Source organism: Muriicola jejuensis (genome assembly GCF_010671595.1).
GTDB lineage: Bacteria > Bacteroidota > Bacteroidia > Flavobacteriales > Flavobacteriaceae > Muriicola > Muriicola jejuensis.
The window spans coordinates 671,367-683,336 of record NZ_JAABOP010000001.1 but is presented as its reverse complement, the minus strand read 5'-3'; the positions used below and the strand labels follow the sequence as shown (position 1 = coordinate 683,336).

Genomic DNA, 11,970 nt, shown 5'->3' with positions numbered 1-11,970 from the left:
GATGAGTACGATTACGTTCAATGAAAAACAAGTTAGTAGGGGGATCACGATCATTTCAATTTTAATACCTGTGGTGGTTGCTATACTATTCGGGGTGAGACTTCCCAATGTGGAACCCCTGAGTTTGCTCCCCCCTATCTATGCTGGGATAAACGGGTTAACCGCCGTCCTTCTAGTAGTGGCCGTCTGGGCCATAAAAAATGGGAATCGGCAGTTGCACCAGAGACTCATGACCACTTGTATCGCCCTGTCCCTCGTCTTTTTGGTGATGTATGTGGCCTATCACATGACCTCAGACAGCACAACTTATGGAGGAGAGGGTTGGCTGAGGTATCTCTACTACTTTATCCTGATATCCCATATCCTGCTTTCCATTGCGATCATACCTCTGGTATTGCACACCTATGCCAGGGCCTATTTAAAGAATTACGAGAGGCACAGGAAACTGGCCCGTATCACCTTCCCTGTCTGGCTCTATGTAGCCGTTACAGGGGTTATTGTGTATCTTATGATCTCCCCTTACTATAGCGTTTGACCTTTATTTTAATATGAGAACCTCACCACCTATCCCTAAATCCCTGCTCCTGATACTGCTTCTTGGGATCTCGATGATATTCCCGGAATCGGCCAGAGCCCAGTGTGCCATGTGCCGTGCAGTCCTCGAAAGTGAGGGGAATACTACGGTAGCCGAGGGTATCAACAATGGCATTGTGTACCTGATGGCCATTCCGTATATCCTGATAGGTGCCTTGTTCTTCTTCATCTACCGCAAACTCAAATCCTGACCGAACCTTAATTTTAACACTGATTTAAGGTATCTTCCTGTAACAATTCGGACCTGGGGGAGTCTATTTAATATCCCATCAATTCTAACACTAACCCAATGTTCGATCTTGAGAGATGGCAGGAGATCTTCGACACCATCCGCAAAAATAAATTGCGCACCTTTCTAACGGGTGTTTCCGTAGCATCGGGGATCTTTATCCTTGTGATCCTCCTTGGCTTTGGCCAGGGAATGCAGAATGGGATTGCCCGGGAGTTCGAAGAGGACGCCTCCACCAGTGTATGGGTATGGCCCGGGGTGACCTCCAAAGAATTTAAGGGTCTTAACCCGGGAAGGAGAATTCAACTTCGGAATGAGAATTTTGAATACGCAGGTGCGATTTACAGGGAAGAGATAGAATACCAGTCTCCGAGGTATTTTGTCAATAATGTGCAGATCAATTACGGCAAAGAATCCCTGGCTTACGGTATACAGGGCATTTCAGACAATTTTCAGTTTATCGAGAATGCAAAAATGGTGGAAGGCCGTTTCATCAATGCCCAGGATTTGTCCAATACGGCCAAAGTGGCTGTTATAGGGAGAAAAATCAAAAAGGATGTCTTTAAGGAAATCGACTCACCCATAGGGGAATTTATCACTGTTTCGGGTATTCCCTTTAAGATCATAGGAGTATATGGTGAGACGGAGGAAAGGGAAGAGGAGCGTATCTATATTCCGATCAACACGGCTCAGAAGGTTTTCAATGGGGCCGACAGGATCAACAATATGGCCTATACGCTTCCTCCGGCAGAAAATTTTGATGAAGCGGTCGCCCAGGCAGTGGCTTTCAAGGAAGGTTTGAGATCTTATTTGCAGCAAACACATACCGTGGCACCGGATGATACCAGTGCCATTCAGGTTTGGAGTGCCCTGGAAGAGGCCAAGAGATACTTCAGTCTTACAGGAAATATCAAATTCTTTTTCTGGTTTGTCGGCATATGTACCATCATCGCCGGTGTTGTGGGAGTAAGCAATATCATGCTTATCGTGGTCAAGGAACGCACGAGGGAGATCGGGATCCGCAAAGCCCTGGGTGCGAAACCGTGGTCCATCATCGGAATGATCCTCCATGAGGCGATCTTTATAACCACGATTTCCGGTTTTACCGGGTTTATTTTTAGCATGGGCCTTCTGGAAATTCTGGGACCCCATGTGGAGGTTGATTATGTGGTGAACCCTTCTGTGAATTTCAATGTGGCCCTGGCAATGGTCCTTGTACTTGTTATCGCCGGAACCGTAGCCGGATTCTTTCCTGCATGGAGGGCTGCCCACATACACACCATAGATGCGTTGAGAGATGAGTAGAATGAAAGTCAGTCGAGATGTTTAGCAGGGATCGCTGGAAAGAGATTTTAGAGGTGCTGACCACGAATTGGTTTCGTACAGTACTTACTGCCTTTGGGGTGTTCTGGGGTATTCTGATCCTCATCATCCTGCTCTCAGCAGGGAAAGGGCTGGAAAATGGGATACGCGCCGACTTCGGGGATATCGCCACCAATACCATGTTCATGTGGACGAGAAGTACCACAAAAGCGCATATGGGACTGCCGATTGGCCGGAATTTCAATTTCAAAACCGAGGACGTAAATACCCTTAGGGAGAAATTTCCTCAGTTGAGATTTATCTCCCCCCGCAACCAGCTCGGCGGATGGGGTGGAAATAACAATGTGGTACGGGGCCTGAAAACCGGGGCGTACAATGTCTATGGGGATTATCCTGAGATCATTCAGCAGGAGCCCATGGCCATCACGGCCGGGCGTTTCATCAACCAGAACGATATAGACAACAAGAGGAAAGTGGCTGTGATAGGGCTGGGTGTGAAGAATGAGTTGTACGAGGCAGGAGAAGAGATTTTGGGTTCCTATATCAAGATACAGGGGGTGAATTTCATGGTCATCGGAGCTTATAAAAAACGGTCTGGCAACGGGAACGGAGAAGAGGGGCAGAAAGAGATTTATGTTCCTTTTACAGCCTTTTCCCAGGCCTTTAACCGGGGGAATAACGTCGGCTGGATGGCTATTACCGCAAAGGATGGATTCCCTATATCCGACCTGAAGATGGACATTGTGAATGAGATGAAACAAGTGCATAAGGTTCACCCGGATGATACAAGAGCCGTAGGGTTTTTTGATCTTTACGAAGAGTTCAACCGTGTCGAAAGCCTTTTCGGAGCCATGAGCTTTATCGGGTACTTTGTAGGGATACTGGTGCTCCTCTCTGGGATCATCGGAGTGAGTAATATTATGCTCATCGTGGTCAAGGAACGCACCAAGGAGATCGGAATCCGAAGAGCCCTGGGAGAAGATCCCTGGTCTATCCGAAAACAGATCCTGTTAGAATCGATCTTCCTGACCATTATTTCGGGTATGGCGGGGATCGTGATGGGCGCCTTGTTCATCTACGGAGTCAACGCCATTTTAGACGCCAATGGCCCGGTGGACATGTTTCTGAACCCCAGCGTTAACCTCGGAGTAGTTTCTGCGGCCCTATTTATATTGATCATTTCCGGCCTTCTGGCGGGTTTTATCCCGGCCCAGAGCGCGATCAGGGTCCGCCCTATAGACGCATTGAGAACTGAATAACATTAAAAACGATCTAATCCACTTTAAAACATGAAAAAATCTGTTACTATATTCATCCTGATACTTATCCTGGTCACCTTTGGAGGGGCCATGATCTACCTCTATCAGAAAAATGCCGAGGATCCGGTCGTTTATGAGACCGAACAGGCAGAAAAGCGTACCATAATCAAGAAAACGGTGGCTACGGGAAGTATCCTGCCTCTCGAAGAGGTGCTGATCAAACCCAATATTTCCGGAGTCATAGACGAGATCTACGTGGAAGGGGGAGATTTCGTGAAATCCGGAGACCTGATCGCTAAGATCAGGGTGGTACCCAACCTGAATGCTCTGAATGATGCAAAAAATGCCATTGAAGATGCCAGGATCAACCTGGAAGATCAGCGGAGGAATTTTGACAGGCAGAGTGAACTGTTTTCCAGGGGCGTGATCTCCAAGGTGGACCTGGAGCGTGCCCAGGTGACCTATGACCAGGCCAAACAGGCCTATTCCGCAGCCAATAAGCGATACGATATCGTGCAGACAGGGACCACCAGGGGACTCAGCAATGCGGCAAATACCCTCATAAGGGCCACCGTGAGCGGAATGGTTCTGGAAGTACCCGTGGAAGTGGGCAACCAGGTGATTGAAAGCAATAATTTTAATGAAGGAACCACCATTGCTGCCATAGCGGATGTCAATAAGATGATCTTTGAAGGGAAGGTAGACGAATCGGAGGTGGGCAAGATCCGGGAGGACCTCCCCCTGGAGATCACCGTAGGAGCTATAGAGAACAAGGTCTTTAACGCCGTGCTCGACTATATTGCGCCCAAAGGCAAGGCCGAGAATGGAGCCATACAATTCGAGATAAAGGGAACGCTCAACAAGGGCGATACAGTCTTTATCCGTGCCGGACTCAGTGCCAATGCTTCCATAATCCTGGCCAGGGCAGACAGCGTGCTGGCGATCAAGGAGGCCCTTGTGCAATTCGATCCGGAGACCAAAAAGCCCTTTGTTGAGGTGGCTACAGGAGAACAACAGTTTACCCGTAAAGACCTGGAATTGGGGATCAGTGACGGGATCTACGTGGAAGTACAATCCGGGATCTCCCAGGAAGACCGGATCAAGGTCTGGAATGCCCTTCAACCTGAGTCCTTTGGCGGATAGCCTATTTTAACATTATTTTTTAACAATTGTTGTAACATTTCCACATCTTGTCAGTCCAATGACAGGATCGGAATCTGAAAAAGAAAAGCACTGACCATGATTGAAATAAAAGATCTGCACAAATCGTATAAGATGGGAAGCAATTCCCTGCACGTGCTCAAAGGGATCAACTTTAAGGTTGAAGAAGGCGAGCTGGTAGCCATCATGGGGTCTTCGGGTTCCGGCAAATCTACCCTCCTGAATATACTCGGGATGTTAGACGAGGCCGATTCTGGATCGTACGACCTGGACGGTATTCCCATCAAGAACCTCAACGAGACCAAGGCAGCTAATTACCGCAACAAATTCCTGGGGTTCATCTTCCAGTCGTTTAACCTGATCAACTACAAAACGGCTTTGGAGAATGTGGCCCTTCCGCTCTATTACCAGAAAATGCCCAGGAAACAGCGGCAGGAGAAAGCCATGAAGTATCTGGAACAGGTAGGACTGAAGGAATGGTCTCACCATTTGCCAAGTGAACTATCCGGAGGTCAGAAACAAAGGGTGGCCATTGCACGGGCTATGGTGGCAGAACCCAAAGTGTTACTGGCCGATGAGCTTACAGGGGCATTGGACAGTACCACTTCCTATGAAGTGATGGAACTGATCCAGAACATTAATGACCAGGGAAACACCATACTAGTCGTTACCCACGAACCGGATATTGCCCAAATGTGTAAGCGCATCGTCCATTTAAAGGATGGGGTGATCGTCAAAGATGAAAAAATAAAACAAGTTAGGGCCAAAGCACATGTTTAGCAGAGATACCTGGCAGGAAATATTTCTCACCATCCGGAAGAACAAACTGAGAACGGTTCTTTCCGGATTTACAGTGTCACTGGGTATCCTCATTTTCGTGGGCCTGGTAGGGCTTACCAACGGGCTTCAGAATACCTTTGAATATTTCTTTTCCCAGGATGCTACCAATGTGATATACATCTTCCCGGGTCGAACCTCCATCCCTTATAAAGGGTATAAATCCCTCCGCCAGATCGAATTCGAGAACAGCGATTTAGAAGACATTAAAAAAGACTTTCCCATGTTCCTGGAGTATATCTCCCCCAGGATCTTCAGGAGTGCCCTGGTCAAATACAAGGAAGAATCCAACAACTACACCACCATTGGGGTCGACTGGGGGCAGCAGTTCGCCGAGAAGACCATTATGATGAAGGGGCGGTACATCAACCAGGAGGATGTGAAAAACCGAACCAAGAACGCGGTTATCGGCAGACTGGTAGAACAGGACCTTTTTGGCAGCATGAATTCCATGGGGAAGTACATCGATGTGGGGGGAAGTGTCTTCAAGGTGGTCGGGGTGTTCCAGGATGATGGAGGGGACAATGAGGAACGACAAGTGTATATTCCATACACTACCCGGCAGCTTATCGAAAAGAACACGGACAAGATAGGCCAGATCGTGATCGGTTTCAAGGAAGAATTGGGGTATACGGGAGCTATGGCTTTTCAGCGAAGTCTGGAAAAATATCTCAAGCAGAAAAAATTTATCAGTCCGGAGGATGAGAATGGTTTTTTTGTCCGGAATGTAGCAGAGAATTTAAAACAGAATCAGGATTTTGCGGGAGTTTTGGCCATCATCGCAGCCCTGGTAGCCTTCGGAACCATCATAGCGGGGATCATTGGGATCAGCAATATCATGGTATATGTAGTAAAGGAGCGGACCAAGGAGATCGGAATTCGAAAGGCGATCGGGGCCACCCCAAGGTCGGTGATCTCCGTCATCCTTTTGGAATCAGTTTTCATCACTACCATATCCGGATTTTTGGGAATGATATTAGGGATTGCCCTACTGAGCAGTCTTGGAAATACTTTGATGGATGATTATTTCATTCGAAACCCAGGGATAGGGACCGGGCTGGCAATCTTTGCCACCCTCCTGCTGATCCTTTTCGGCACCCTGGCGGGGTACGTCCCGGCCAAGCGCGCAGCCAGGATTAAACCAATTGTAGCACTCAGAGACGAATAGTATGCGGTTCTTATTTGATAAAAATACGTGGCAGGAGATCTTCGGTTCTATAGGCAAGAACAAGACCCGGACGATCATTACCGTCATTGGTGTCTTGTGGGGGATCTTTATCTATATCGTTCTGGCGGGAGCTTCCAAAGGTCTCGACAACGGGTTTGAACGGAATTTTGAGACCGTGGCCAAAAACAGTATCTGGACCTGGTCCCAATCTACCAGTATGCCTTACGCGGGTTACAAGACGGGCAGGAGGTTATCCTTAAAAGTGCAGGATGCCACTACCTTGCAGAACCGCATCCCCGAGATACAATATATCGCTCCGGTGAATACCAAAGGAGTTTTCGGGGGAGAAGCAGCCCTTGGGGTCCGCGGATTGAAGTCCAATAGCTATCCTGTGTATGGATATTTCCCCGTCATCGCCAAGATGGCCACCCAGAAGATCTATGACAATGGCCGATTTATCAATGAAGAGGACGAGGAACAGGCCCGGAAGGTCTGTGTGATCGGGGAGCGCACCCAGCAGGAACTGTTCGACAAGGACGAAGACCCTATCGGAGGGTACATCAGGCTGGACGGGATCTATTTCCAGGTGGTAGGGGTACATAAATTCACTCAAACCACGCCCTTTGGGACCGATGGGGACGTTTATATACCGTTCTCCACCTTTAAAAAGCTATACAATACCGGGGACAATGCCCAATACTTTACGATCGCTGCCTATGACGATGCAGACGTGGTACAGGTTGAGAAAGACATTAAGGCGGTCCTGAAAAGCATACACAGGGTTCATCCGGATGATGAGAGGGCCTTCGGCGCCTTTAACCTGGGGGAGGTCTTCAACAGGATCATGGGGTTTGCCAACGGACTCACCTTTGTCTCCCTGATCGTGGGCCTCGCCACCATCTTAGCCGGGGTGATCGGGATTGGAAATATCCTGTTGATCTCTGTGAAGGAAAGGACCAAAGAACTGGGAATAAGAAGGGCACTAGGGGCCACACCCAGGGAGGTGCGTTCACTCATCATCCTGGAATCGGTTTTCCTGACCATGATCGCAGGGATCGTCGGGATCATCATGGGTGCGGGCGTACTCAATCTAATCAACAATCTTACTCAGGATAATGATTTTCCGTATACGAATCCTACCGTCCCTATACCCCTGGTGATCGGTGCGCTGCTGGTGATGGTGATCCTGGGGACACTCATCGGCCTCATCCCGGCTCAGCGGGCGGTCAGTATCAAACCTATAGACGCACTAAGAGAAGAATAAAAACTAACAACTTTAAATAACACACAGAGAAAATGAACAAATATGTAAAATACGGACTGATCGGGGTCCTTGTGTTAGGCGCACTGTGGGCGGCTGCTTTCTTTATCAAGTCGAACAGCAAGGGAGCCATCACCTATGATACCAAAAAACCATTCATCTCGAGTATAGAGAAAAAAACTGTGGCGACGGGGAAGGTCATTCCCCGGGAAGAGATCGAGATAAAACCTCAGATCTCTGGGATCATTGACAAGATCCTTTTAGAGGAAGGGGAAGATGTCAAGGCAGGTGACCTGATCGCTGTGATCAAGGTCGTCCCCAACGAACAGGCCCTAAACTCGGCCCAGGGAAGGGTTAGGAATGCCGAGGCAGCTCTTGCTAACCTTCAGATAGAATACGACCGGAACAAACAGCTTTACGACAGAGGGGTCATCTCAAATCAGGATTTCAACAACCTGAAACTTAGATATGACCAGGCCGTCGTCGAAGTGGAAAACTCCAAGGCCGACTACCGTATCATTCGCCTGGGTTCAGCCGGAGGATCCTCCAGTGCTAACACCAACATAAGGGCCACCGTGAACGGGACCATTCTGGAGATCCCGGTGGAAGTAGGAGACCAGGTGATCCAGAGTAACAACTTTAATGATGGGACTACGATAGCGACCATTGCGGATCTCAATTCTATGATATTCGAAGGAAAGGTGGACGAAGGAGAGGTAGGGAAACTGAAGATAGGTATGCCCCTGGAGATCAGTCTTGGGGCCGTAGAGAACCAGAAGCTGGAAGCCAAGCTCAAATTTATCGCCCCAAAAGGAATTGAAGAGGCCGGGGCGGTTCAGTTCAAGATCGAAGGGGATGTGGCCGTAAACGATTCCATCTTTATAAGGGCAGGCTACAGTGCCAACGCTTCCCTGGTCCTGGAAAAGAAGGACAGCATCCTGGTGATCCCGGAGGCCCTTCTGCAATTCGACAAAGAAACTGATAAACCCTATGTGGAAATCGCCACAGGGGATCAAAAATTCGAGCGCAGAGATATTGAGATCGGTATCTCTGACGGGGTAAATGTGGAGATCCTTTCCGGCCTGACCGAAGAGGACGAAGTAAAGATCTGGAACAAGACAGAGCCCATCAAGCGTGGGGAGGATGAGGAAGAAGCGAACAGCTGATCGGAATAAATCACAACTGAAATCAAGAAATAAGCAATCAAAAAAACGAGATCATGAGATATAGAATAACCCTCTTTTTCCTTCTGCTTACCGTGGGGACACTCACAGCTCAGATGAGAAAGTGGACACTGGAGGAATGTGTGACCTATGCCGTAGAGAACAACCTGACCGTAGAACAATTTGCGCTCGATCTTGAAAATGCGAAGATAGACAGGTCTGATGCGATCGGGGATTTCCTGCCCAGTCTGAATGCCCAGATGAATACTTCCGGGAATACGGGACTTGTCCTTGATCCGACCACGAACGTCTTCGTTACGTCCACAATTTTCTCTGCCAGTGGAAACTTTACCTCAGGGCTTACCCTCTTCGACGGCCTCAGAAACATACACCGATTGAACAGGGCCAAACTCAACGAGATCGCCAACCAGTACAGGCTGGACAACCTGGTGGACGACATCCGACTTAATGTCGCAAATAACTATCTCAATATCCTTTCGAATAAGGAAACCCTGAAGGTGGCCCAGGCACAGTACGCCGTAACCGTTGAAGATCTGAAAAGGACCAGGGAACTGGTCGAATCCGGGGTGGTACCCAGGGGAGACCTCCTGGAAGTTGAGGCGACAGCAGCCACACAGGAGCAGACCATCATCAACAATGAGAACCAGGTCCTTTTGTCGAGGATCGCATTGGCACAGTTGCTGCAGATCACGGACTACGAGAATTTTGACATAGCCGAGGAGGAATACAATATACCCCCTTCTGATATCCTCAAGTATTCCCCCAAGGTGATCTTTGACAAGGCTCTTACTTTCAGGAATGACATCAAATTTTCCGAAACCGGAGTAGAACTGGCGGAAAAAGACCTGCAGATCGCCAAAGGTGCGGTCTATCCGACCGTAGGTGCGTTCTTTAACTACAACACTAGGTATTCAGACCAGACCCGTGACCCGATTACAGGAGAAAAGATCGCCTTCAGGGACCAGTTGTGGATCAATGATGGTATCTCCTACGGTGCACAGCTTACTATTCCGATCTTCAATGGTTTCAGTACCCGGAACAACATCAGGCGTTCTCAGATTGGGGTGGAACAGGCCAGGCTGCAACTAGAGCAGACAAAGTTGGATCTGGAAACCACCATCAACCAGGCCTATGTGGATGTACAGAACAGCGCCAAGGCCTATGAAGCTTCACAGAAAACCCTGGATGCCAGAAGGACGGCCTACGAGTATACCAAGGACCGCTTTGAAGTGGGGTTGATGAATGCCTTCGATTTCAGCCAGGCACAATCCCGGGTAGACAATGCAGAAGCTGAAGTAGTCAGGAACAAATACAACTACATCTTCAGGATTAAAGTGCTGGAATTCTTTTACGGTCTTCCCATTGTCCTGAACTAGACTATCTTTGTGGCCTTATGGCCTATATACTGCAATTAGAAACGGCATCAACCAACTGTTCGGTCTCCGTAGCGGAAAACGGCATATTACTGGGGAGCAGGGAGCATAACAGCCCTTCGTTCTCCCATTCTGAACAACTACACCTCTTTATTGAGGAGGTCATTGCCCAATCGGGCATCTCGATACACGATCTCGATGCGGTTGCGGTAAGCAAAGGTCCGGGGTCCTATACCGGACTAAGGATCGGCGTTTCGAGTGCCAAAGGGCTATGCTACGCCCTGGGGATCCCCCTGATCTCAACGGCTACCCTGCGTTCACTGGCCTTACAAAAAAAAGTACGGGAAGGGGTGCTTATCCCCATGCTCGACGCCAGACGGATGGAGGTCTATACAGCTGTCTATTCGGCTGATCTCACAGAGCTGGAACCGACCAAAGCCCTTATCCTTAAAAAGGATTCTTACCTGGATTATGCCAACAAAGGCCCGGTACACCTGCTGGGTAGTGGTGCCTCCAAATGCCGGGGTCTGTTGGATCATCCGAATTTCGAGATCGACGATTCTCTGGTACCCTCATCCACTACTATGTGCGAGGAAGCCTTTGAGAAATTCAAAGGAAAGCAGTTCGAGGATGTCGCTTATTTTGAACCTTATTACCTGAAGGATTTTATCCTTCAGTCCGGATCGAAGACCTGATTCAAGACCCTGTAATAGTCCCTATGCTTTTTGGTGCACGTCTATCTGTGGGAATGGGATCTCAATGCCCGCTTTGTCGAACCTCAGTTTGGTCTCTTCGATCACGTGGAAATGTGCTGCCCAGAAGTCCTCGTTCTTAGCCCAGAACCTCAAAGTCAGGTTTACCGAACTGTCTGCAAGTTCTCCTACAAAGACCACAGGTGCGGGTTCTTTCAGGATCCCCGAGTGCTGTTCACAAATTTCGAGAAGGATCTCTTTAGCTTTCTTGATGTTGGAAGAATATCCTATCCCGATCTCAATTTTATCCCTTCGCGTGTCCTCGGCGTTGAAATTGATGATGCTGTTGTTGGAAAGCTGGCCATTGGGCAAAATGGCGACCTGGTTTCCGAAGGTATTGAGTTTGGTGGTGAAAATGGTGATTTCCTTCACCGTGCCGTCCACACCCTGTGCCGAGATAAAATCACCTACCTTAAAGGGCTTGAAGATCAGGATAAGTACCCCTCCTGCAAAATTGGAAAGTGACCCCTGCAATGCGAGACCGACCGCGAGCCCGGCTGCACCCACCAAGGCCACTAAGGATGAGGATTTTACTCCTAATTGGCTGATCACCAGGACGAAGAGAAGTAACTTCAGGGCGATATTGATAAAACTTTGCAAAAAGGTCTCCAGCGCCTGGTCGTAGTCCTTTTTCTGAAAAAACCTGTGAACCATCCTGTTGATGAATTTAACGATCCACCAACCAACAACGAGAATGACCCCGGCGGTAATGAGGTTAGGAACAATTTCCAATAACCAGTTCATCCCCTGGTCCAAATAATCCTGAAATTCATCAAAAGAAGCCATACTCTTGCGTTTTGCTGCAAAGCAAAGAAAAATAGGGGCCAAT

The 11,970-nt window shown here is 48.5% G+C and carries 12 protein-coding genes; 11 read left to right on the top strand and 1 reads right to left on the bottom strand.

Annotation, left to right across the window (positions count from 1 at the left end):
• Window position 1 precedes the first annotated feature (1 nt).
• From GWK09_RS03095 to tsaB, 11 genes are all read left to right on the top strand, one after another.
• Window positions 2-535 (top strand): DUF420 domain-containing protein, encoded by a 534-nt coding sequence (locus tag GWK09_RS03095; RefSeq protein WP_163691545.1) that lies wholly within the window; start codon window positions 2-4, stop codon window positions 533-535.
• A 13-nt stretch (window positions 536-548) separates the two neighbouring features.
• A complete protein-coding gene (locus GWK09_RS03090) occupies window positions 549-785 on the top strand; it encodes a hypothetical protein (RefSeq protein WP_163691544.1) in 237 nt (78 codons plus the stop codon).
• 98 nt (window positions 786-883) lie between these two features.
• Complete coding sequence (locus GWK09_RS03085) at window positions 884-2,128, top strand: ABC transporter permease (RefSeq protein ID WP_163691543.1); 1,245 nt, start codon at window positions 884-886, stop codon at window positions 2,126-2,128.
• Between the two features lie 17 nt (window positions 2,129-2,145).
• Window positions 2,146-3,405 carry an ABC transporter permease gene (locus GWK09_RS03080; RefSeq protein WP_163691542.1) on the top strand — a complete coding sequence of 420 codons (1,260 nt, stop codon included), beginning with the start codon at window positions 2,146-2,148 and terminating at the stop codon, window positions 3,403-3,405.
• Between the two features lie 30 nt (window positions 3,406-3,435).
• Window positions 3,436-4,548 (top strand): efflux RND transporter periplasmic adaptor subunit, encoded by a 1,113-nt coding sequence (locus GWK09_RS03075; protein WP_163691541.1) that lies wholly within the window; start codon window positions 3,436-3,438, stop codon window positions 4,546-4,548.
• Window positions 4,549-4,644: 96 nt separating this feature from the next.
• The gene (locus GWK09_RS03070; RefSeq protein ID WP_163691540.1) at window positions 4,645-5,346 is read left to right on the top strand and encodes an ABC transporter ATP-binding protein; all 702 of its coding nucleotides are present in this window, start codon (window positions 4,645-4,647) and stop codon (window positions 5,344-5,346) included.
• Window positions 5,339-6,571, top strand: a complete 1,233-nt coding sequence (locus GWK09_RS03065; RefSeq protein WP_163691539.1) for an ABC transporter permease — start codon at window positions 5,339-5,341, stop codon at window positions 6,569-6,571. The genes GWK09_RS03070 and GWK09_RS03065 overlap by 8 nt, the downstream gene beginning before the upstream one ends.
• A 1-nt stretch (window position 6,572) precedes the next feature.
• Window positions 6,573-7,835: an ABC transporter permease gene (locus GWK09_RS03060; protein ID WP_163691538.1), complete on the top strand. Its 1,263-nt coding sequence runs from the start codon at window positions 6,573-6,575 to the stop codon at window positions 7,833-7,835.
• Window positions 7,836-7,867: 32 nt separating this feature from the next.
• Window positions 7,868-8,998, top strand: a complete 1,131-nt coding sequence (locus GWK09_RS03055; RefSeq protein ID WP_163691537.1) for an efflux RND transporter periplasmic adaptor subunit — start codon at window positions 7,868-7,870, stop codon at window positions 8,996-8,998.
• Between the two features lie 53 nt (window positions 8,999-9,051).
• Window positions 9,052-10,392: a TolC family protein gene (locus tag GWK09_RS03050; RefSeq protein ID WP_163691536.1), complete on the top strand. Its 1,341-nt coding sequence runs from the start codon at window positions 9,052-9,054 to the stop codon at window positions 10,390-10,392.
• Window positions 10,393-10,409: 17 nt separating this feature from the next.
• On the top strand, window positions 10,410-11,084 hold the full coding sequence (tsaB, locus tag GWK09_RS03045) for a tRNA (adenosine(37)-N6)-threonylcarbamoyltransferase complex dimerization subunit type 1 TsaB (protein ID WP_163691535.1): 675 nt from the start codon (window positions 10,410-10,412) through the stop codon (window positions 11,082-11,084).
• A 21-nt stretch (window positions 11,085-11,105) separates the two neighbouring features.
• Here tsaB and GWK09_RS03040 read toward each other — a convergent pair whose 3' ends face one another.
• Window positions 11,106-11,927: a mechanosensitive ion channel family protein gene (locus tag GWK09_RS03040; protein WP_163691534.1), complete on the bottom strand. Its 822-nt coding sequence runs from the start codon at window positions 11,925-11,927 to the stop codon at window positions 11,106-11,108.
• Between the last annotated feature and the right edge of the window lie 43 nt (window positions 11,928-11,970).

What these genes read in the sequence shown, in the direction of transcription:
- GWK09_RS03050 (WP_163691536.1), top strand. Translation starts at nt 9,052, where the DNA reads ATGAGATATAGAATAACCCTCTTTTTCCTTCTGCTTACCGTGGGGACA.
- GWK09_RS03060 (WP_163691538.1), top strand. Translation starts at nt 6,573, where the DNA reads ATGCGGTTCTTATTTGATAAAAATACGTGGCAGGAGATCTTCGGTTCT.
- GWK09_RS03095 (WP_163691545.1), top strand. Translation starts at nt 2, where the DNA reads ATGAGTACGATTACGTTCAATGAAAAACAAGTTAGTAGGGGGATCACG.
- GWK09_RS03040 (WP_163691534.1), bottom strand. Translation starts at nt 11,927, where the DNA reads ATGGCTTCTTTTGATGAATTTCAGGATTATTTGGACCAGGGGATGAAC.
- GWK09_RS03090 (WP_163691544.1), top strand. Translation starts at nt 549, where the DNA reads ATGAGAACCTCACCACCTATCCCTAAATCCCTGCTCCTGATACTGCTT.
- tsaB (WP_163691535.1), top strand. Translation starts at nt 10,410, where the DNA reads ATGGCCTATATACTGCAATTAGAAACGGCATCAACCAACTGTTCGGTC.
- GWK09_RS03070 (WP_163691540.1), top strand. Translation starts at nt 4,645, where the DNA reads ATGATTGAAATAAAAGATCTGCACAAATCGTATAAGATGGGAAGCAAT.
- GWK09_RS03075 (WP_163691541.1), top strand. Translation starts at nt 3,436, where the DNA reads ATGAAAAAATCTGTTACTATATTCATCCTGATACTTATCCTGGTCACC.
- GWK09_RS03080 (WP_163691542.1), top strand. Translation starts at nt 2,146, where the DNA reads ATGTTTAGCAGGGATCGCTGGAAAGAGATTTTAGAGGTGCTGACCACG.
- GWK09_RS03065 (WP_163691539.1), top strand. Translation starts at nt 5,339, where the DNA reads ATGTTTAGCAGAGATACCTGGCAGGAAATATTTCTCACCATCCGGAAG.
- GWK09_RS03085 (WP_163691543.1), top strand. Translation starts at nt 884, where the DNA reads ATGTTCGATCTTGAGAGATGGCAGGAGATCTTCGACACCATCCGCAAA.
- GWK09_RS03055 (WP_163691537.1), top strand. Translation starts at nt 7,868, where the DNA reads ATGAACAAATATGTAAAATACGGACTGATCGGGGTCCTTGTGTTAGGC.